Source organism: Novipirellula aureliae (assembly GCF_007860185.1).
Lineage (GTDB): Bacteria > Planctomycetota > Planctomycetia > Pirellulales > Pirellulaceae > Novipirellula_A > Novipirellula_A aureliae.
Genome location: NZ_SJPY01000005.1, coordinates 175,197 through 197,287, shown reverse-complemented (window position 1 = coordinate 197,287; position 22,091 = coordinate 175,197). Strand labels below are relative to the sequence as shown.

The 22,091-nt window shown below is 52.7% G+C and carries 18 protein-coding genes; 1 reads left to right on the top strand and 17 read right to left on the bottom strand.

Annotated elements, in window-relative coordinates; genetic code table 11:
- Positions 1 to 278 precede the first annotated feature (278 nt).
- Positions 279 to 1,745, bottom strand: a complete 1,467-nt coding sequence (locus tag Q31b_RS15650; RefSeq protein ID WP_146600625.1) for a sulfatase family protein — start codon at positions 1,743 to 1,745, stop codon at positions 279 to 281.
- A 385-nt stretch (positions 1,746 to 2,130) separates the two neighbouring features.
- Here Q31b_RS15650 and Q31b_RS15645 point away from each other — a divergent pair, with 385 nt between their 5' ends.
- Positions 2,131 to 2,334 (top strand): hypothetical protein, encoded by a 204-nt coding sequence (locus tag Q31b_RS15645; protein WP_197171615.1) that lies wholly within the window; start codon positions 2,131 to 2,133, stop codon positions 2,332 to 2,334.
- Between the two features lie 200 nt (positions 2,335 to 2,534).
- On the opposite strand, the gene Q31b_RS15640 is transcribed toward Q31b_RS15645, so the two are convergent.
- From Q31b_RS15640 to Q31b_RS15565, 16 genes are all read right to left on the bottom strand, one after another.
- Positions 2,535 to 2,726 carry a hypothetical protein gene (locus Q31b_RS15640; RefSeq protein ID WP_146600624.1) on the bottom strand — a complete coding sequence of 64 codons (192 nt, stop codon included), beginning with the start codon at positions 2,724 to 2,726 and terminating at the stop codon, positions 2,535 to 2,537.
- 40 nt (positions 2,727 to 2,766) lie between these two features.
- Positions 2,767 to 3,414 carry a hypothetical protein gene (locus tag Q31b_RS15635; RefSeq protein ID WP_146600623.1) on the bottom strand — a complete coding sequence of 216 codons (648 nt, stop codon included), beginning with the start codon at positions 3,412 to 3,414 and terminating at the stop codon, positions 2,767 to 2,769.
- A complete protein-coding gene (locus Q31b_RS15630) occupies positions 3,411 to 4,502 on the bottom strand; it encodes a hypothetical protein (RefSeq protein WP_146600622.1) in 1,092 nt (363 codons plus the stop codon). The genes Q31b_RS15635 and Q31b_RS15630 overlap by 4 nt, the downstream gene beginning before the upstream one ends.
- Positions 4,499 to 6,136: a tetratricopeptide repeat protein gene (locus Q31b_RS15625; RefSeq protein ID WP_146600621.1), complete on the bottom strand. Its 1,638-nt coding sequence runs from the start codon at positions 6,134 to 6,136 to the stop codon at positions 4,499 to 4,501. Before Q31b_RS15625 ends, Q31b_RS15630 begins: the two co-directional genes overlap by 4 nt.
- Positions 6,137 to 6,347: 211 nt before the next feature.
- Positions 6,348 to 7,007, bottom strand: coding sequence for a sigma-70 family RNA polymerase sigma factor (locus tag Q31b_RS15620; protein WP_146600620.1), 660 nt, complete (start codon positions 7,005 to 7,007; stop codon positions 6,348 to 6,350).
- 182 nt (positions 7,008 to 7,189) lie between these two features.
- Complete coding sequence (locus Q31b_RS15615) at positions 7,190 to 7,417, bottom strand: carbon storage regulator (RefSeq protein WP_146600619.1); 228 nt, start codon at positions 7,415 to 7,417, stop codon at positions 7,190 to 7,192.
- A 100-nt stretch (positions 7,418 to 7,517) separates the two neighbouring features.
- Complete coding sequence (locus tag Q31b_RS15610) at positions 7,518 to 7,802, bottom strand: hypothetical protein (protein ID WP_146600618.1); 285 nt, start codon at positions 7,800 to 7,802, stop codon at positions 7,518 to 7,520.
- A 384-nt stretch (positions 7,803 to 8,186) separates the two neighbouring features.
- On the bottom strand, positions 8,187 to 10,586 hold the full coding sequence (locus tag Q31b_RS15605; protein WP_231617612.1) for a glycoside hydrolase family 95 protein: 2,400 nt from the start codon (positions 10,584 to 10,586) through the stop codon (positions 8,187 to 8,189).
- A 345-nt stretch (positions 10,587 to 10,931) separates the two neighbouring features.
- Positions 10,932 to 12,335 (bottom strand): sulfatase family protein, encoded by a 1,404-nt coding sequence (locus Q31b_RS15600; protein ID WP_146600617.1) that lies wholly within the window; start codon positions 12,333 to 12,335, stop codon positions 10,932 to 10,934.
- An 890-nt stretch (positions 12,336 to 13,225) separates the two neighbouring features.
- Positions 13,226 to 14,974 (bottom strand): sulfatase-like hydrolase/transferase, encoded by a 1,749-nt coding sequence (locus Q31b_RS15595; protein WP_146600616.1) that lies wholly within the window; start codon positions 14,972 to 14,974, stop codon positions 13,226 to 13,228.
- 204 nt (positions 14,975 to 15,178) lie between these two features.
- Positions 15,179 to 15,874, bottom strand: a complete 696-nt coding sequence (locus Q31b_RS15590) for a response regulator (RefSeq protein WP_146600615.1) — start codon at positions 15,872 to 15,874, stop codon at positions 15,179 to 15,181.
- Positions 15,875 to 15,892: 18 nt separating this feature from the next.
- Positions 15,893 to 17,902 carry a sensor histidine kinase gene (locus Q31b_RS15585; RefSeq protein ID WP_146600614.1) on the bottom strand — a complete coding sequence of 670 codons (2,010 nt, stop codon included), beginning with the start codon at positions 17,900 to 17,902 and terminating at the stop codon, positions 15,893 to 15,895.
- A 66-nt stretch (positions 17,903 to 17,968) separates the two neighbouring features.
- On the bottom strand, positions 17,969 to 18,193 hold the full coding sequence (locus Q31b_RS15580) for a hypothetical protein (protein WP_146600613.1): 225 nt from the start codon (positions 18,191 to 18,193) through the stop codon (positions 17,969 to 17,971).
- A 98-nt stretch (positions 18,194 to 18,291) separates the two neighbouring features.
- Positions 18,292 to 19,050: a class II aldolase/adducin family protein gene (locus Q31b_RS15575; RefSeq protein ID WP_146600612.1), complete on the bottom strand. Its 759-nt coding sequence runs from the start codon at positions 19,048 to 19,050 to the stop codon at positions 18,292 to 18,294.
- Between the two features lie 13 nt (positions 19,051 to 19,063).
- Positions 19,064 to 20,503, bottom strand: a complete 1,440-nt coding sequence (fucP, locus tag Q31b_RS15570) for an L-fucose:H+ symporter permease (RefSeq protein ID WP_146600611.1) — start codon at positions 20,501 to 20,503, stop codon at positions 19,064 to 19,066.
- Positions 20,504 to 20,896: 393 nt separating this feature from the next.
- Positions 20,897 to 21,883 carry a ThuA domain-containing protein gene (locus Q31b_RS15565; protein WP_231617611.1) on the bottom strand — a complete coding sequence of 329 codons (987 nt, stop codon included), beginning with the start codon at positions 21,881 to 21,883 and terminating at the stop codon, positions 20,897 to 20,899.
- Between the last annotated feature and the right edge of the window lie 208 nt (positions 21,884 to 22,091).

Genomic DNA, 22,091 nt, shown 5'->3' with positions numbered 1-22,091 from the left:
TTCGAAGCCAACCTTCTGAGTCTTCAGGACTTGTCGATCTCCGATCATAACTGCTTGGTTGTTTCAACCGGAAGTCCGACTCGGGATAACACGACACACCATCTCGATCGACCATCTCCCCCAAAAGTGATTTGATACAGACCGGTTCTTTAGCCCCAGCCGAATTGGTCATCACTGCAGAACCGACCAGACAGATGGCTACAATGTCTCGCAACTTCATAATGTCGCTCGTAAATATTTTGCCCCCACACCGAATCGCTAACAGCTAACGACTAATCTCAATCCTTCTCGGTCAAAGGACGCGGGTTTTTGACATAACCGGCAGGTCGAGCCTCTTCTTTCATTTCTTTTTCAAAGGCCTGCATGGCGGATTTTAGCTGTGTCACGATTTCTGGGTGGCTAGCCGCCAGATTCTTCTGTTCAGCAATATCGTCATCCAGATTGTAGAGGGCCGTTTCGCCTTCGATGATACGCAATTTCCAAGACATCCACCGTCCCCCCTCAAGCTCACCCCAGTGCACATAATAGAAGTACTCGTGAGGGCTCTCGGTACCGTGAAAAAGTGTGGGCATCATATCTTTTCCATCCATGACGAGATCGTCCGGCAGCGCCGCACCGCTTAGATTTGCAAAGGTGGGGAGCACATCCATCGCGGTCAACAGCTCGTCGGTATCACTTCCAGCGGGAATCACGTTGGGCCAGCGGATCACTGCAGGCACCCGCATGCCTCCTTCTAGGGTTTTCCCTTTTCCACCACTCAAGGGTTTCGCCGAACCATTTCTACCCGCTGGACCATTGTCACTGGTGAATAGCACGACGGTGTTCTCATCAATGCCGGTCTCTTTGAGCGTTTTTAGAATTTCGCCGACCGACCAGTCGATTTCAAAAATCGCGGTCGAATAGATCCCTGCTTTGGTCTTGTCAGTTGACGCGATCGAAGCATAGGCCTCTTTGATTTCAGGGGACGCCGCCAAGGGACCGTGCGGGATAGGATGGGCAACGTAAAGGAAGAATTTCTCATCCTTGTGCTCGCGGATGAAGCCGACAGCCCTTTCGGTAATCCGTCGGGTTAGATAGTCGGCATTCGGGTTCTGTTCGATGACCCTTTCACCTTCAAGCAGCGGCAGCGGCGGAAAGTTAAAAAACTTCTGCCGGGGATGCATCGGATAAATGTCGTGGCTGTATGGGAGTCCGAAGAATTCCTCGAAACCCTGACGCGTCGGCAGAAATTCAAGCTGGTCCCCCAGATGCCATTTGCCAAACATGCCGGTTTTATAGCCTACGGACTGAGCCACTTCGGCAATGGTCAACTCCTTCGGATTGAGCCCCTTCCCGTCTCCGGCCAAAGCAACGGGAAAGAGCTTACCCTCTGGGACATTGGGCAACTCGACCTCAAGGCTGGAGCCGACATCCATATCGATCCGTTTTGGATAGCAGCCCGTCATCAGCGCCGCACGCGACGGCGTGCAGAGGGGAGCTGCGGCATAAAAACTGGTCAACCGTGCGCCCTCCTTCGCCATCCGATCGATGTTCGGCGTCACGACATGGTTTCCTCCGAAACAACTTAGGTCCGCATAGCCTTGATCATCAGTAAGTATCAAAACGAAGTTGGGTCGGTCGCTTGACTCGGCTTGAAGTGTCGGTGTATAGAGGGTTTGTGCGAAGAGTGCTGTGCAAGCTGAAATGGCGAGTGTATTTATTCTGTGTAGCAAATGACGTGGGAATTCTCGGCGGCAACCGAGCATTCCAAAAACACGCGTCGACTTGGCAAGGCACTGAATCATGTTGAATCCCCTTCTTTGGAAAGCGGGTGCTTTACACTCGTTTCAATCTCGTGCTCCACCCGCTTTAGCGGCTGAAGCTGCGCATAAAAAAGCCAAGGGACCACGGTCGGCAAACCGTATGTCGATCCCTTGGCGGCAAGGAACCGAATTCGGTTCCCACACATAGTGTCTTCTCTCTCGTTTCCTAAGTCAATTCCTGGCGACAACCGGGGCAACTCAGAAAGGTTCATTCAAAATGGCAAGGAATCGAAAATCACGTCGCCAGCGGCATGGTTCTGCGTGGCAATGGAAACAAACGGACTGCTAGTAATTCACGCCACCCGGAACGAAGAAGAGAAAAGTCTTTTTGACGAGAACGGTGAACGGATTCGCGGCAAGGACAATATCGGGTTTCTACACCGGTAACCCGGTTTCGATCGAGGTGCTTGCCGAATTGATGGGAAATACGCCGAAGGTTTGTTGGAATCACTACGCCCAATGGGAAGATGACGACAACGATCCACTTTGGGCTGCACTTGGCAAGACAAAGAAGAAGCGAAAAGCGGGTTAGCGACTCGAATCGCCGTATATCGAGGGCTTGAGACTGGACTCGAAGCTAGTTTTGCTAAATTGGAGGCGTTTTTGCGTCATCTATGTGATGGAGCTCCGTTAGCGCTCGGCGATCCTGTCGATGAATGCACTTTGGCTAAATGGAACCACAATACGCGGCATATGAAGCATGGAGTGTTATGACGATCATGCCAGAGTATTTTAGTGATGCTCGACGGCGAGTGCTCGGTCGTTAGCGGTTTCTGGTAGGCCGGAAAGCAGAATGATTCGATCACCGACGTGAGTGACCGCAATATGAATGTAGCCATAGCGTCGAAGTGACTTCGCGACCTTTTGGGCCAGCGGGTCTCCGTCATCGGTTTTCGTAGGGGGCGACACGTTGTTTTGCATCATCTTTTTGGACCAAAATCATTAGGTTGAAATGCAGAAAAGCTCACGTGCATCGAGACGAAGTCGATTGACTGGACACGAAGATGGCGTCTTGCGAGTAGACGTCGCTGTCCTTCAGGTGAACGAGGTAGCGTGCGAGTTGATCGAGAGCGACGAAGGGGCCGGTGGGTCGACGAAGATCGACATTAACGGAGCCAAAACTGGCAACACCGGCTTCGACGCCGTTAATTGCGGCAACTCCCAGCAGGCGCGCTCGTTGCTGAAAATCCTCGGTTGAATCAACCAATGAGTCTTCGCTTGTGATGGTGTCTGTACTGTCGGTCAGACTGTCGTTTACGGATTCTTCCACATCGACGAGTCCACTGTCATCCCGATTGGAAGTTCGACCCGCCTGATCTTGCGGGTGCGAGTGGCGTCGTTGGTTTTCTGAATCCATGTCAGCGTGACGCAATTGGTCGAAGTCGGTTGGAGGCAGGTCTTCCAACTCATCTTCGATCAAGTTGCCGTTAATCGTCGCATCGTTTGTCAGCGTCTCCTCACCATCACCAAGCGAGAGCGACAAAGATCGTATCCACGGCGACGGTGTTGGCTGACAGGTCAATGGAGACAACATCGTTGGCATCAAGCCAACGACTGGAATCAAACCGCCGATGGAGCGGAAAAGGTATCGGTTCTTTGCAAGCGGAGTCATGTTACGCTGTTGAGGGGTTCAGGGTGTCGATGTTTGCGTTTAGCCGCTATCGCTGCGGCTGTTAAGATTGCGATCGCGGGATAGACGAGTTTGGGAACCTCAATCGGATGAATGATGTTGATCGGTTGCGTTTGCGATTCCGCAATCTCGTTGAGTGACGCCATGATCGCGTCGATCGCTACGTCGGAAATCGGAAGTGCCTTTCCGCTGGCAATCAATTCCAATGAACGATGTAACTGCAACGACGATTCCAATTGCACATCGAACCAATTGACGCCAGCAATCACGGGGTTGGCCGGCAGTCGCACTTGGTCGAGCGAGATCATTCCGCCAGGTCTACCGAGCCAGGACGCAATGGCTGCGTCGGTAAATTCAGCTCGATGATTCGATGCTCGTTCAACTACCGATCGGATCTTTGGAAAAAGTCCTGTATCGATCTGCCACGGCAGAAGACTATCGTTTTTGAAACCGTCAAGTGATGGATCAAAGTCTGCGGGTGCCAATTCAATCAATCCATCGGAAGGTTCTTGAATGGCGGTTGTGAGATCGGCTGTAAATGTTGCAAGTTGTCGTTGACTTGTTTCGAGCCCCGAAACGATGGACGACTCCAGCGTTTGTTCGGTCACAAGCCCCGGTTGCGTCTCGTTCGCAATCGAGATTTCAGCGCCCACGGCCTCGGTCGGTGCAGTGGCGGTGAGTGCCGATAAAGCTGCGTCGACTGCCGAGATTGGTGGGTGGTTCACAACTTCGGTCGTCGACGACTGTTGAGCTTGCTGGCCTTGGCTTGGCGAAAGTGCTACAGCTTCTTGGGCCGCGAGATCAAACTGCAAATTTTGGACAATATCGGACTCCGTAATCGACGGATTCGGACGAGTTGTTTCCTGAACATTGGGGCTATTATTGTTTCCAATCGATCGAACTTCTTGCGTTTGCGTCACCTCGACGTCCTGCTGCGAACCGCTGAAGTCCGCGCCATCGATGAAGAGATCGAGTGTTAGGTCATCGGCAGCGAACAAGTTTCCTGCCAATAGCGATCGGGTTTCGAGACGCTCGATGCGTAGGATACGACTTTCGTGGTTTCCATTCATGACTCACCTCGTAATTGCTTCAAGTTGGTTTGTTGCGTTTTCAGCGATGATTGGTACTTGAGGATCTTCGGTGCCAGGTCAATGGCGATCTGCTGATGGACGATCGCATCCTCGTAAAGCAGACTGGCCGTGTGGCGGTCACCGATTCGACCGGCGAGGAACGCCAGATTGTTCAAGATGCCACCGAGCATGTTTTGGACTTCCGCGCTGTCACCGTACACCTCCAGCAAAGCTCGCCCTTGCTCAGCAGCTTGCTGCAACACTGACTGCGCCTGATTCAGTTCGCCGAGCGCGGAGAGCGAAAGTCCCAGATGGTTCAGGCTGATGGCCAGATCTCGCCGATAGCTCGGTTGGTCAGGCCAACGTGTGTGAAGTTGACGTCCGATCTCAACCGCTTGCCGCAGCGATTCGACTGAGGAAGCGTGATTTCCGATCTGGGTTTGCGTGTCGGCAAGCGTGTTGAGTGTCAGCATGACCTGCGTTGCAAGCTTCGGTTTGCCTGGGTCTTTCGCTAACAATTCAAGTTGATACTGGAGCGATTGACGTGCAAGTGTTGCCGCCTGGTGCGGATCATGCTTGGCCAACAGTCCTGCCAGATTGGATCGAATGGTCGATTGAAGCGTGCGTTCCTCGTAGTGGACGAGGTCACGCGTCCCAGCATCAGGGACGGACTCGTTACCTCGTCCACCACCATCGATCAACGCTAATGCTCGTTCATACGCTTGTTGAGATTCGCTAACATTGCCCGCATCGGACAGCATGCCTCCGAGGTTATTGAGCGTCTTGGCAAGCTCAACGTTGTTTCCAAGTCGCTTCTGGGTGGCGATTGCTTTTGCGAACCATTCCGCGGCCGACTGCAAATCGCCGACTTGGGCAAGTCTTTCGGCGAGATTGTTCTGACTGATCGACCACTGCAGGTGTACGTCAGCGTCATCGGGAGAGTCTTGGGCAAGCACGCCATAAAGTCGCTCTGACTCTCGCAACGACGCGGTCGCATCGGCGGATTGGCCGAGTTCACTTTGGAATATCCCTATCTTTCCGTACGCCACCGCCAGGTCGATACGTTGCTGGCTGTCGCGATCATCAATTACCTCAGCGGCCGCGATTTGCTTGTAGTAGTCAAGTGTTTCCGATAGCAATCGTTGTCGAACCGAGTTCGCAGCGGGAATGTCGGCCAATAGTTCAGAGATCTGCATTCCCAAGCGATCGACGGCTTCACGCGTGATCGCTCTGTCATGCTGCGCCTGAATCAACAACGTATCGGAGACTTGTTTTTCCGCAGCCAGCATCGTGGTGCCAATGGCAAGACCGGCCAGTACCAAGCTGCCAACCAACAGAGTGGTGATGACTGCCGTTCGATGCTTGGCAGCGTGTCGCACGATGTGGTCGATCAAGGTCGGAGGACGAGCGACCGTTGGTTCGTTCGCCAATACCCGTCGCAAGTCGTCCGCAAAGTCACTCGCGGAGTCGTAGCGTTGGTCGCGATGAGCCGACATGGCTTTTGCGATAACGGTCTCCAGATCGCGAGGCAAATCGCGGCGGAGTTGCCGCAATGGCTTGATGCCGCCAGCGTTGACTTGTTGCAATATCGAGGCGGTGTCGTCACCCGAATGTGCTGGCCGCAGACCGAGCATTTCGTACAATGTCGTGGCCAGCGAATAGATGTCGGTGCGTCCGTCAAGCCGCGCATGAAGTCGGGCTCATCGTCGTTGTCAATCGTATTGGTAGTGGACGAGGCTACGAGTCCTTCCGCGACGGGCCGCGGTACCTCGTCCACTACGATTCGTTTCTCGTCTCGATCCTGATTCCGGAAATCTTGACGAATTTCGCTACCCTGAAATCGAATCATATCTTGTCTCCGTTCTCATTCATCTGACACACTTCTTTGAACTTCGCGATCGCTCGAACCCACAGCATTCGCGCCGCTCCCGACTTGATTTCCATCCGCTCGGCGATCTCGTCAAATGAAAGACCTTGCATGTTGCGATACACGATGACATCCCGATAACTATCTTTCAGCTTCGCCAGTTGGTCGGATAGCTCAGCGGCCAATTCACGACGCATCATCACTTCGCTCGGTCTGGCAGCTTTGTCGGTGGCCAAGTGCGAAAGCCTTGCCATGCTGTCATCGAGCCGTTTCACCATCGCGTCGAGTGCGACTTCGCGACGAAGATCTCGCTTCTTTGCATGTACATGCTTTTCGACTGCATGACTGAGGCAGTTGCTAAGAATCTGACGTAGCCATGCCATCAGCTCACCTTCGCTGTTGCCACGAAACTGAGCGAAGTCGCGGTGAGCGGCCAACATCGTTTCTTGAACCAAGTCCGACGTACTCATGCGGCGGCGTAGGCGATGATCGAGCTGCGTGCTTGCGAGAATTGCTAAATAGTCTTGGTAAAGCTGCAGCAAATCCCCCAGCGATTCAGCATTGCCGTCGCGCACTTTGGCGATCATCTGCTCAACAGAACGGGCGGCACACGGAGTCTTTTTTACGTCGCTTGACATTGCAATCTCTCGGAAAGCCCCGCCGGGCCAATCCATGGCAATGTGCTTCGTTGGAACCCGACGGGGACACCTCTTTGTAAGGACGAAATGGACAATAGAAAGTCACACCAAGTTCTTTCGTTTAGGACGATCATTACGAGCCCTTGCGTTCATACCAACGTGCCGGCGGTCCAGAGTCTCGATCACGCCGGGAGCCGAGAGTCTTGATGACCAACGCCGCTGATTCCAACCGCAAAACGTTCGGTTTGGCGATCCATCGGCCGCGATTCGAGTTCATGGCGGCGTACGGCGACATGCTTGGGTGCGTCGATGCCAAGGCTCACCCGTCCTCCCGCAAATCGGGTGATGATAATTTGAACGTCGTCGCCGATCGTGATTCGCTCGCCGACTTTTCGTGATAGAACCAACATCTTTCTTCCTTGAGAGGGGTTTGGTGAAAAGGTTCGTAGACAAGACTACGATGAGAGGAACTTAGGAGGCTTCGCAATCACGTTTGTCACGCAATTTATATTAATCGTCGTCATGATTTTGCAAGTAATCCTCCAAATTGCGATAGCAGTTATCTAACGCCTCGATGTTGATCGACGATGGCCGGGGGGCGTACGTGGCAATGGGCCTGTCTGGCCAAGACGATTGGCGTTCCGGTTCGGAATCATCGGTAGCCTTGCGGCTTGAACTTGGTGTTTTCCGGTCGCACTCCATACGGGTCATCCGAGAATTGCTGATCTCCGAGAGCGGAACCGCTCGCACATGATGGTCCAGCGGATGCCGGGTGTGTGGTTGTCGATTCGACATGGTGATTCTCCCGATGGAAGTCGGTGGACAGCGTCTGCCGTTTGGATAAGCGGAGGAAATCGTTCTTAAAAGCCAATGCGTCCTTTCTTGACAAAAAGGGACAAAGAAAACGAAAAATGCTCTATTGTGACGGAGCAGTTTTTAGGGCAAACCTGATATTGTGGGTTTGCGAGTTCCTCTCGATGGCAGGAGTGTTCAAAATGCCTCGGCAAAAACGGTCAGATGAAGCTGGCGTGATCTACCATGCGTTAAATCGTGGTAACAATCGCCAACCAATCTTAATTTTCAAAACGTAACCGGCCGATGGCTTGTCGTCATGGCAGGCAAGAACCAAGGATTTGGAAAACGATGACTCCTCCCCGGCGGCAGTATCCGTCGGGTTTGTTAAAAGTCTACCAGATCATAGGTACCGTCTTTTTCGGTTTTCAGCGTCGCAGTGGTCTCGCCATAGCCAACCGTGCAGGGGTTGCCTAATTTTGAACGCAGCGTTGCAGATTTGAGTTTTCCGTCACTCCATGTCATATCGACCTCAAATCCACCCCGGGCGCAAAGCCCTGTGACGGAACCGTCGGTCCAGGACTCAGGTAGTGCGGGAAGCAGATCAATTGTACCTGTATGAGACTGCAAAAGCATCTCGGCCATTCCAGCGGCCCCGCCGAAGTTGCCATCGATCTGGAACGGTGGATGTTTATCGAACAAATTATTGAAGGTCGATTTTTTCAACAGCATCACAACGTTCTCGTGTGCCTTGTCCGCATTCTTGAATCGTGCCCAGAAATTGATTATCCATGCGCGGCTCCATCCGGTGTGCCCGCCTCCTGAAGCAAGACGAGTATCGAGTGACTTTCGCATCGCCGCGATGGACTCGGGCGTATCGGTCGTGTTGTACTGGCGACCAGGATACAACCCAAAGAGATGAGAAATGTGCCGATGCCCAGGATCTTGCTCGACAAACTCTTCGGTCCACTCCATCAGTCGTCCGTCGGACCCAATTCTCGGCATCGCCAACTTATCAAGCGCACGCTGAACATCTTGCGTGAAGACATCGTCGACGCCAAGAACCTTCGCTGCTTCGAGTGTGTTCGTGAAAACATCCCAGATAATCTGCTGATCCATCGATGGCCCCATCGTCAGATTGCTGCTCACCTCTGTACCGGGAATATAGAATTTATTCTCCGGTGAGGTGCTTGGACCGGAAACCAGTTTTCCTGTTTTGGGATCTTCGACCAGCCAATCGAGGAAGAAGAGCGACGCCTCTTTCAGGATGGGATAGGCTCTGTTTTTTAGAAATTCTTTGTCCTCCGTGAATCGGTAGTGTTCCATAAAGTGCTGGGTACACCAGGCCCCGCCGACGACCCATTGCCCGTATTGGACCTTTCCAAACGGAACCGTAGCATGCCATGCGTCCGAGCCATGGCCGGCCATGAACCCACCGCAATCGTAGAGGTCACGAGCGGTTTTCTGACCGGACGGCACCAACCGCTCGACATATGCCATAAACGGCAGATGGCATTCCGAAAGATTGGCTACTTCAGCCAGCCAGTAGTTCATCTGCATATTGATGTTGATGTGATAATCTGAATTCCACGGAGCTGCCATATCCTTGCACCAGATACCCTGCAAATTTGCCGGCATCGAACCCGGCCGCGATGAGGCGATCAGCAGGTAGCGACCATACTGAAAATACAAGGCCTCAAAGTTTGGATCGATCGTGGTCGAATCAGGGTTCCTATAACCTTCTATGCGGCTGAGCGTGTCCTCCGTCGAGGCCTCACCAAGTTCCAAGGTGACTCGTCGAAAAAGCTTTTGATGCGCGGCAATCGAATCCGCTTTCAGCTGCGAAAAATCTTTTTGCTCAGCAGCCGCTTGAACGCGATTGCAGACTTCCTCAAGGTCATGTGTGAAGGGGTTATCGGTGTCGTCGCGATTGTAGTCCGTCGCAGCCGTAACATAAATCACAGCCGAATCGGCATCGTTAACCGAAAGCGTCTCATCTTGGATCTGTATCGAGCCATTCTCTGTATGCACTTTGTATTGGCCGACAAACTTGACACCCAAATGGCGATTGCCATGAGATGCTTGGCCACGAGCGATCAGTGTATCCGTCCCCGAGGCGGTGACCGAAAACGTTCCCTGGCGTTTGACACGCATCACGAACGACAAAGCTCCCGGTTGATCGGCAGTGATGTGGATGGCGATGACATCGTCCACCGGGCTAGCCAGCACCTCACGAGTGTAGGTGACGCCATCGATGTTGTAACGTGTGGTCGCTACGGCGGTGTCAAGATTTAGATCGCGACGATAGTCGGTCGCCTTTTGGCGGTGCCCGAAGTCAAGAACAAGTTCCCCGAGCGGTTGGTAACTACGCGGACTGATGCGAGCTGGCATGATCGATTGTTGCAAGTTTTGCGCTTCGGCATACTTTCCGTCGAAGAGCAATTGACGAACCTTGGCAATCGTTTCGGCGGCACTGCCTTTGACCTGCGGGACGGGAGGACCTGCCCAGATGGTATCTTCGTTGAGAAAAATACGTTCCGTCGATACCCCGCCATAGACCATCGCACCAAGCCGACCGTTTCCAATCGGCAACGCTTCTTCCCAGTAGGTCGAAGGTGCGTTGTACCACAACGACAGCGCCTCATCGGGAGCTTGATCCAGCGGCAATACTTCGACGGGTTCGGCATACTTAAAATAGGCTGCATTCTGCGCCTGAGCACATCGCCCCGTCCAAAAATAGGTGACACTCAACAGGACGACGTAAAGAACGATTCGATGGTTCATCATTGCTGGTTGCTGCTCGGTTGGTTGTGCGAGGCGGGGGCCGTTTCGTCTTGGTTGATGTGTCGACGTGGCAGGGAACGGACGTCAATGTGCAACCATAGTGTGGTCTCTCACCTTTCCTAAGTCAATTCCGGACGGATGATTGACTCGCGGTTGAGCAATAGGCAAAATCAGAAAGAAAGCCTGTAAACCGAAGTCGCCTTTGACGCATCCGTTTCCGTTCGGGTTTACCGCGAAGCAGCTACAGCGATTTGACACCGGGCAGCGTTTACTTCGCTCGACCGCACTTCGCTCGACCGCCAGCGAACAACGGAGACCTCTTTCCGGATCAAAACCGGAGCAAAGACACTATTTCGAAGAATTCTTCGTTTGCTTCTGGCGAGCAGCAGACAGGCTGTTTTCACTGGGGGATTTTGGCAGTTCGTCTTTCCAGGCTGCTAGCTGGTCGGTCAAACGCTGCACCACCTCGGGGTGGTCAGCTGACACATTCTTCGTTTCCCGCCAGTCGGCTTCCAAATCGTATAGTTCGACCTGCCGTGTTTCCGTACCGACGAGCAGCTTCCAGCGACCGTCCTGAATCCCCAACGTGGGCCAGGTGAAATTTTGTTTGTCGCCGCCTTTCCATTCCCAAAAGATTGGCTTGGTTCGCTGGAATCCTTCTCCCTTGAAAGCAGGGAGCACATTTTGGCCGTCTGGCGTAAATCCGTCCGGTAACGCCACGCCTGCAGCGGCTAGAAAAGTTGGCAGCAGATCGACGGCGGTTAGGGTAGACGTTGAATCCGTCTTTCCAGCTGGCACGACCCCAGGCCAACGCACGATGAACGGGACACGAATGCCCCCCGAGAAAAGCGACCGTTTTCGTCCTTTCAATCCAGCGGTTTCGCCGACCGAGTAGTAGCCACCCAAACCCTCTTCACCCGCTCGATGAATCTTCTGATTCTCGTCGCGGGTCGCTTCAGGACCATTGTCGGTAGAGAAGACAACCAAGGTGTTCTGATCCAGGCCGAGTTCCTTCAACAACCCCAGGATACGGCCAACACCTTCGTCCCCCTCGGCGATGATGGAGGCATATACCCGCTTCTGTTCATCGAGATCTTTGAACTGTTCCAAGTACCGCTGCTGTGGGAAATGCGCCAAATGTGCTTCATGGAGCCACAAGTTGACAAAGAACGGTTGGTCCTTGAACTCTTTGATGAACTTCACTGCGTGATCGACCGAGGCGAGGCCACCCTTTTTGATGGGGTTCACGTTCGATCCATTGAATGTCGCAAAACGGTCGTAGCCATACTCGGATTCGACGGGTGAATCGCCGACACTACCAAGATGCCATTTTCCAAAATGGCCTGTTTTGTAGCCAGCTTCTTGCAACATACGCGGAAGCATTGGGGCTTGGGGATCGAGCCAATCGGGCATGCCGCGACTGATGTGGGCCTTGATACCTTGGAAATGTTGATGAATACATTGCCGCGTGGGAAACTGTCCGGTCATCACGGCAACGCGGCTCGGCGAACAAACCGGACTGTTAACGGTAAAGTTCTCGAAATCAATTCCCTCGCTAGCCATTCGATCCAGGTTGGGTGTCTGACAAAACGTGCTGCCATGAATCCCTAGATCACCATATCCCCAATCATCGCCAAAAATGAAAACGATATTGGGTTTGGATCGTTCGCCAGCCGCCAGTCCAGCAGAGGCAGCCGCTAGATTGGCAATGAGAAGGAGGATAGCGCAAAAGATTGTCGAGACATTTTTCATGTGATCCGTTTATTTCAGGACATGCTGGATGGGAGTTTGCAATCGTTGGTAGGCAATCGTTGGCAGGCAGGGAACGGTTGTCAGGCAACGAACGCGTCCGAATCCTCCGATCCTATTCGGCCAGCACAGCCCTGTCTGTCATCCGTTTGGACGACAGCACGTGATCTGACGGTACCTGTTCCTAGCCCGGATGATTCATGGGCTTGCAAATTGTTTTGCTAACGTCACCGCCTTAAAGCGTTTACGTTCATTGCTCGAAAAACAGTCTGCGTATTAGCCGTTTTGGCGTTAGCGGGCTGTCGATTTAATCGTTTAACGCTTAGCCGAAGGCGTCAGCTTTTCATAAGCGGTCGCCTACGGCTTGTCGTTAAACAATAAGTCGAGTCAAACCGATTTAATCGTTTAACGCTTAGCCGAAGGCGTCAGCTTTTCCATAAGCGGTCGCCTATGGCTTGGCGTTAAACAATCAGTCGAGTCAAACCGATTAAATCGTTTAACGCTTAGCCGAAGGCGTCAGCTTTTCCGTAAGCGGTCGCCTATGGCTTGTCGTTAAACGATAAGTCGAGTCAAACCGATTTAATCGTTTAGCGCTTAGCCGAAGGCGTCAGCTTTTTCATAAGCGGTCGCCTATGGCTTGGCGTTAAACAATCAGTCGAGTCAAACCGATTTAATCGTTTAACGCTTAGCCGAAGGCGTCAGCTTTTTCATAAGCGGTCGCCTATGGCTTGGCGTTAAACAATCAGTCGAGTCAAACCGATTAAATCGACAGGCCGCTATCGCCAAAACGGCTAATGAATCATCCGGGCTCGAGATCTGCCTGGTAATCGCAGGATTGGAGACTCCCGCTTCCTCACGGTCCGTGGAACTCAAGCACACCAGGCGATGGTCCGTCAGTTGGAAGAAGCCGGAATGATTGCTCGGGCGGTGCGATCATCGACCTGAAAGTAGCCAAGTTCCTGTTTGGAATCAGGGTCGGCAATCATCCACACTTCTCCCGGTCGAGTCCGCTGCGGTTTCTGCTGGCCGGCTTGAACCTGCCCAAAAGGTTGACGTTTCCCATCGGGGTCAATCTTAAACACTTCCACCGCTGTGGTGCGTTGGTTGATCAGGTAGATGTCAAACGGGTTCCCATCTGGTTTTGACCGTGGAATGGCGTCGTTTTCGTTCTGCAGCGATTGCCAAGGAAGCGCGATCAGCGAAGCCACCGATGGAGCGACTCGTTCGGCGAACTGCTTCGGAGCGAGCGAGCGTAGTCGAACCAACTCTTCATTGGACGAACCGTCCGCAACGAGGTTATCCCACTCGAACGGATCGTTTACGATGTCATAGAGTTCTTCGCCACCGTCCGCATAATGGATGTAACGGTGCGATCGCCCACTGATCGAATAGCTCCCCGGTTCGGCCAGAAAGGTAATGCAAGGGTGGGTCCAGCTTGCACCGGGCTGGCTTTGCTGCGGATCTTTCAGCAGTGGCACGAGGCTGGGGCCATCGTTATCCGCCTGAGGCGGAAGCCCACAAAGTTCAAGCAGTGTTGGGTAAAGACTGAGCAGATTTGCAGGCTCATCGCACGTTTCACCCGCAGCGGTGCCATCCGGCAGTGCGGGGGAAATCGAGGCGGGCACGCGAACGATTAAAGGCACTCGAGTAACGCCGCGCCACCCGGTGTATTTTTGCCAATGCTCCTTTTCGCCCAGTTGCCATCCGTGGTCTGACCACAGCACCACGATGGTTGTTTTGGCATGGGGGCCGCTTTGCAGTGCATCGAGAACGCGGCCCAGCATCGCATCTGCAAAATGGATCGACGCGAGATACGCCTGGATGCCTTGTCGCCATTGACCTTCGGATTGGATGTGTTCGAAGTATCGATTTCTCGCTCCACGAACGCCCGCAGGAGGAACGTCGTCCAAGTCGTTCTCCTTGTATCCCAGCGGCAACTGAATCGACTCGAGCGGGAACGGCTCGAAGTATTTCTTGGGAACGAACCAAGGTTCATGGGGTCGGTAGATGCCGCAAGCAAGAAAGAAGGGTTTCTCATGCGGCTCTTGCAATCGCTCGCTAATCCACTTCGTCACCAACCAATCGCCACCGAATTCTTCATCTGAGACGTCCAGTGCCGCCCAGTCAGTATCGATGTATTGCCATCGCCCGCCGCGTGGCAGTGAAACCGGCCGGTTTGGTGGGTCGAAACTATCAGGTATCGGGTTCTCGGTGGCTGGACTCGGGAAATAGTCGTCCCAAGATGGAGCGTCGATGAAGTAGTGAAGCATCTTGCCCGAGCCCGAGGCGTGGTATCCATGATCGCGAAACCTCTGGGGCAACAGCGTGGCATCGGGTAGCAATTCACGCATCTGCTGGCGGTTGTCATACATGCCTGATTGGTTTGGCGCCCGGCCACTAAAAATCGCGCTGCGAGAAGGATTGCATGCCGGTGCTGTACAATGAGCGTTCGTGAATAAAATACCACTGGCGGCCAACCGATCAAGGTTCGGCGTGATCGTTTGAGGATGCCCGCCCATGCATCCAATCCAATCATTCAAATCATCCATCGCAATGAACAAGACATTTGGCTGTTCGGCAGCGAATGTGCTAGCCCCGGTGAACGACAACGCGAGAGCGAGAAATAAGCTTGCAACTTTCATTCATAGACCTATCAAGGAAAACATTGAAGTGGGACACCGGCGAACTCCTATGATAGCGCGATACCGAAACCACTCAAGTCCCTGAATCGATTCCCCCCCCAATTCGATCGAGATACCGACGGCAAGCTTCAAACGATCGATAGCGAAAGCCGCCAAGACTTTCACGAATTTCGTTCAGAACCGGAACGTTAGTGAGATCCGTGACTAAAGATCTCCGTCGCCGTGAGACGATGCCCCTTCATCGAGTGGGAAGATACCTGCACGGTACGCTTTGGCGATTGCAGCGGGGGCATTTTGAACATCTAACTTATCGTAAATTCGTCGAATGTAGGTCGCTACGGTGGAGACACTGATCTCCAAGTCTCGGGCAATCTCTTTCTTGACACAGCCTTCGCCAAGCAGCGTAAGGATTTCCATTTCTCGCTGGGAAAGCGCATCGTCTAACTCCTCATTTGGCAGACGAGCCTGAAGCGAACTGAGAATGAACTTGGCAATACCGCTACCCAACAACGCTCCGCCTGTGGCTACCGTTCGAATCGCGTCGACGATTTGGTCGACGGTTGAGGACTTCAACAAGTACCCCGACGCGCCAAGCTGGATCGCACGCAACACGTCGGATTCATCATTCGATTGGGATAAGACAATGACCTTCAATCCCGGACACGTGCGTCGAAACTGAGGGAGGGTTTCAAGTCCCGACTTGCCCGGCAAATTCAAATCCAAGAGAACCAGGTCGGGCACGACGAAATCCGATCGGTCCTGCAGAATACGGAGGGCACGCTCGGAGGAGCCAACCTGACTGACGAGTTGGATATCGACTTCGTCGCGGAGCGCCAAATCGATGACCTCTCGGTACTCCGGATGATCTTCTACCAGCATGACGCGAATTAATTTATCCATTCTTGAACCGCCATTTTACTATCTCTGATAAAAATATCTTCGTGTGGGCATTGTCAAGAGGATGCATACTCCGCCACCGTCCGCATGTTTGGCTGAAACCTTGGCTCGGAGCAATCGAGCTCGCCGGGCCAGTGACGATGGAACTCCGTCGACTCGATGGTCCGTCAACCCGTGCCCGTTGTCACAGACGATCAAACGGAGTTCTTTCGGCTTGGCGGTCAATTGTGCGGAAAATTGCGTTGCGTCACTGTGCCGGCTGATATTGACCAAACATTCCTTATAAAACAAGAACAGGTCGGCGCGAATGCGGGTCTTTAGCTTACGCAAAACCGCTGGGTCGCCATCAAATGACAGTTCGCCTTCCAGGTCGGCCATGATACGCTCCGTCGTACGCCGCATTTCCTCCAATAGATCACCATAGAGCTGTTTGGCTTCGACCATGTTCGTGCAATATCTCACCGCGTCCCCCGATCGTTCCGTCATGGACCGGATCCGTTCATGAATGGATTGAAGCTTTTGCGGAGAGTCCACCGCGGCTCGGGCCAGATCACTCAAGAGCCCAATCACATGGAGGTTGGCACCAAGTTCATCATGAAGATCGGCGGCGAATCGAATTCGAAGTGCCGCCAATTGACGCATCCGAAAGATTCGGTCACCCACAAATGTCACGCCAATTCCAATGCCAAGCAATGCCGCCAGCCAAGTAAGCCACGTCAGTTGAACCCTTTGCTGTGTATAGCGTCGATTCAATTCGTCAACAATACGAGGACGAATCGCCTCCATATCATTTCGCAGCGCCATTTCACCTAACCATTTTTTGATCGGCAGAATCTTACCAAAAAGGTTTCTGCCATCCGTCAGTGCCGACGGTGACCGATCACCTGGGTTCAACTGGTAGTCCGCGTAACTTCGCTTACCCAAGGCGACATTGTTCTCGCCGGCAAATAATTCGATCTCGGCAAACCCAATGCGAATATCGCGGCGATGATTTAGCGAAGAGGAATCGAAATCAGGTTGGTCCTGCTCGACGGCGATTAGTCGAACAAAGCGGCAAGTGGTTTTGGGAATTCGCCACATCATGATCGGTCCCATCTCGTTGATATTCGTCCGCTGATAGTCGAGCAGCGTTTTAACGTCCGTGAAATCCTCATCACTCGCCCCCTCGATCCGCAGACGCCTCGGAATCCCCAGGTCTCCAGCGTACGCCTGAGGAACCGTATCCCCTTGGTCTACAGCATGCAGATGTATTCGAGAGATCGTGTACTCCTTGCCCAGATCAAGGTAGAGAGCGGGCTGCTCTCCGAATCGACTAACGTACGCGATACTTTGGCTACCCTCCGACGAATCCATCAAGTATGGCGTGTGACCGTCCACCAAAAACTGTTTGTCCCAAGCACCAACATTGTCGTTAGAGTTGGATGATACCGAGACACTCTGGCGAAGCGCCACGTTTTCGGTGTTGCTGAATACGAAGATTTCGGAGAGTTGAAAAACAGGCTTGCTGTCATACGCTCTCGGCGTTAAATCCGTTGCTTCCACTCGTACCCAAGACGCAGTGGTCCCGGGCACCGGAACGACCAAGGGACCAATCCGAGGTTGGATCTTGTCAGCTACGCCGTATTGGGCAACCACCCTGCCTTGCTGGTCGTCGGTCGTTCCGACCACAATCCGCAACGCCCGAGGAAATCCATCCGACTGAAATCCCTCTTGAGTATTTCGCCAAAGAGTCGGTACCAAAACGATTTCATCAATCGGGTACTCCTTGTCCAACTCAATCTGAACCCATTCCAATCGCTTCGAGGATTCTTGCCAATCGGATCGGTACCCGATGACGCCGATTCCACTGCGCAGGCTGTGGGGAGCAAGCCATCGAAGTTGACTATCGATACTGGCAAGCTCCGCCTCTAGCTCGGACAACGAAAGCTGGTCAAGATGATCGACAAACCCATTGCTTTGAGCCGCACGGACGTGAGCCGCTAGACTGGCCGCCCAAAGAAAGGACGTCAGAATAATCAAAAATCGGAACATCACTCCTTTATATCGGAAATGAAACCTCAAGTGTCAGCTCTGCAGATGAAAGTAGCCAGATTCATTCTACCCACCTACACTCATGTCGATTTGCGAACCTGATGCTAAGTTACCGCGGAGTTGACGAGCCACGAGCCGATTTCTTTCTGGCGACAAAGGGCTGCGAGACGCATTGGTCGTCATCGATTCCGCCAATCCCGGCAAGACGCCCCCGTTCTGCTGCGGCACGATTGCTGCCACACCGTCGTCGAGGGCGAGAGAAAAATGATGTCGGTATGCCTGGCTCGCCAAAACGCGAAATCGGAAAGCAAGGGCCGAGCGATTAAAAGATCCACCACAAAAATCATCGCAATCAAAAAAACATCAAAGCGACAATGGATGCAGGAATGTCAAAGTTTCAGCGCCCTTTGCCGGTAGTGCTCATCAATTCGATTAGCGATTCGGTCGACTTCGGCATCACTCATGAACACCGGACCTCCCAATGCCGCAGCGCCAGTGAAAATTTCGGCTGCCTTGTGAGCCATCAACATGGCGGCCTTCACCGCACCCGACGTTTTGCCTGTCGTAATCAAACCATGATTCTGTAGCAGAATGACTCGTGGAGGGCTCCCGAAATCTTCAACAAATGCCTGCATCTTGTCGCGAATCACCTGCGACAATTTCAAGCCGGGGTCGACGTAAGGGACAAACATTGACTGGGAACCGCAACAGACGATCTCGTCCGGAAACAGCCGACTGGTTGCGAACTTCTCCGCTAGCGGAGAACAAAGGATTTGGTTAACCGCGATACTGTGCGTATGACCGACGAACTCGATGCCGGGCAACGACAGCAGGTAAGCATGAAAAAGCGTTTCCACGGACGGCTTTTTGGCATCCGAGTTCACGCGACATGCAAGCAGCCGATCCTCGATCCCCTGGTCGCTAATGTCGTCTTGGTCGAGCATTGGCAGTAAGGCATCAAAGCGACAGAGGACCGCGTCGTCCTGACCAAGCGTTTGCAGACAACTGCCGCTGGCCTTCACCAAAAACGTTTCGTCGTCGATCTTTGCTGACGTGTTACCCTCGCCAAGAATGGCTAGGTCTCGCTGCTCCTCGCCAAGGAAGCGAGAGAGTTCGAGCATCGTTTCGAGTTTTTCAGATAGACTCATGTTCTTTCCTTTATCACGCAGTGATTGGTTGTTTGGCTCGGGAACTAAGATAGACCGCGAATCCAAAGATTGCGATGACGACGAAGCAGATCAACGGCAAGAAGAATGACACGCGAACCGATTCCAAGGCTTGACCGGCAATCGTCATCCCGTCACCATCAATCAATGCGCCCTGATACCGAGGCATAAACGCGCCACCGACGATTGCAAAAATCAAACCTGCCGACCCCAACTTGGCATCATTGGGCGACAAACCGCTCAGCGCGATTCCGTAGATGGTCGGGAACATCAGCGACATGCAGGCTGAAACGCCAATCAGACAGTACAACCCAGGCATTCCTTGGACGAAGATCGCACCTGCCGTTAGTAGGCAACCGCCCACGGCGAGCACTCCCAACAGCAAGCCTGGCGAAAGGTACTTCAAGATGAACGTGCAAATGAAGCGACTGGTCAAGAATATGACCATTGCCATGATATTGTAGTTTTGTGCTTGAGCCGCACTCAGCCCGACAAGTGTCATCCCGTAATGAATGACAAACGTCCAACACATGATCTGGGCACCAACATAGAACGCCTGGGCAACCACGCCACCCAGGTATTTCCAGTTTGTAAACAGGTGTTTCACCAAAGCCATCAGCTCGATCGCATCTTCTTCACCGCCCGTGTCGGGTAATTTGGAAATGGAGAACACAATGAGCATCAAAATGACCACGACCGCAATCACAACGTACGGTGTTTTCACCACATCCAAATCGTGAGCCACCATCTCTTGCCGAGCTTCAGGATTCTCGTCGGCATGCTGTTGCATCGTGTCGGTGATCAAACCATCGACTTCACTGGGCAACATCGTTGCGTACTCGGGATGGGCCTTCTGCTCTGCTTCACGAAACTCTGACACCTGTAATCCAGGCAAAATAAACAGACTGGCGACGACCATGCCGGTTAGCGAACCGATCGGGTTAAACGCTTGGGCAAGATTGAGTCGTTGAGTCGCGGTCTTGCGTGGGCCCATCGACAAAATGTACGGGTTCGCTGTCGTTTCCAAAAAGGCAAGGCCAAAAGTCAGTACGTAAAACCCGACCAAAAAGATATTGAAGTTCATCATGATGCTGGCGGGAATCGTCAGCAGAGCGCCGATCGCGTACAAGAGCAGGCCGATGATGATGCCCGATTTGTAGGACACTTTCCGGATCAACAATGCAGCGGGAATCGCCATGGTCGCATAACCACCGTAGAACGCCCATTGTACAAGACTGCTTTGAGCGTTGCTAATCAAGAAAATTTCTTTGAACGCTCGCACCAACGGGTTGGTGATGTCATTGGCAAAACCCCAAAGCGCAAAAAGCGACGTAACAATCACAAAAGGATAAATGTACTTGGACGGGACGACTGCCGATTCATCGCTCGCAGAAGTCGTCAATGGAGTGGAAGTGTCAGGGGTTTCGTCAGTCATAGGATTCCAATTTGATGTTGGGTTGCACCCGCTTAGGCCTAGCACGCATAAACAAATTGCGACGCAACCATTTGCCTTCGCGAGGCACTAAGATACAGCAAAACACGAGGATGACAATAACAGATCACGACATTCAAGCAATGCTTTGCGACAGTTTGTCAAGTTTCACCATGAGACATAAAAAAATCTCATTGCAACCAACCCCGTAGCGAAACTCGCCAAGAGTTTCGTCGCGCTAGAATTCAAAATCTTGATCTTGCACGCAACCGGCAATCTGTCGATTGTTCCGGTCGCATTTGTAATCAGCTTTTGATTGGAAAGACGTTTGGAGGGAATGAACATCCCGCCATCAGATAACCGTAGCGGTTATCCACCAGCGTTCACTCACTTACCTTACTTTGGAACGTCGTTATGAGCAGGAATGGGACTTTCAAATCCAGCATAAGCCTCTGGTTTGATGCCACGAGCGTGCTTCTGATTGCCAAAGGTGTTAGGCTTGAACGGTCCTACCAATGCGACGTTCAACTCAGGTGTGACTGAGTCCTCAAGTCCCAAGGCCCAAAAGATTCCGTTGATCATCAATCGACGATAGCCCTCATTGGTCAGGTCCTCGGGAGTTCCGTATAGTGAGGTAAACACGCGACCTTCTTCACCGGAATCGGATTGATAGGTGCGAGTCCATTCGGATGGCATTGGTGGCTGCGTGGCCGACGGGGACGAGTCGGGTGTCATGCCATCAAGCGGCTGAGCCATCGTCAAAATATCACCGTCGGTTGGCTTGCCTACATAGCCGCCCGCTTGAACCCAAACATCTTTCACGCCTCGCAAAATCGGATGCTGTTTCATTGCATCGACGGTTTCAATACGAGTGCTTTGCACGTGATTGCGTCCGTAATGACCGACCCAGGTCTGGCCGAGCACTTGATGGCCGAAGCCGAGCGGGTACGACGAATCCTTCGATTGGAACGAGTATTTGGCGAACGGCTGGCCTTCGGGGATTTGGAATGCATGCGTGGACGTCCGCATTCCTACCACGGGGCCGCCACGTTTGAGATATGCGTCAAAATGCTCCATCTGTTCAGCGGGCAAATTTTGAAAACGCAAGAATACGACTGCCAAGTCGGCCGTGTCGAGTGCTTCCATGCCAGGAATATTCGATGGTTTGCCGGCGACGATTTCACCTGAGTCAGGATCGATGTTGAATAACACCGTGCATTGAAAGCCATGGTGCTTCGCAAGAATTCTTGCCAGAGCAGGCAGCGATTCTTCGGACCGATACTCATGATCACCAGCCACAAAGACAATATGCTTGCCTTCCCCGACACCGCCGGAACCCTCATAGACAAGCGACTCGGCATGGACAAAGAGCGGTTGGCTCATAATCATTACGATCGGAAGAATATATCTCTTGATGTTTATTTTACATACGCTCATTCTATAGCACTCTTGCTTGGAGGGTTCGATAGTTTCTTCACCTCATCGATTGAGATGAAACCGTAATTGGTTAATTGGTATTGTCAAAAATTTTGAACTGACGCAAAAAATAGAGGCAAGCTCACTAGGCGTGTTGCTGTCATTTCAGCAGTTT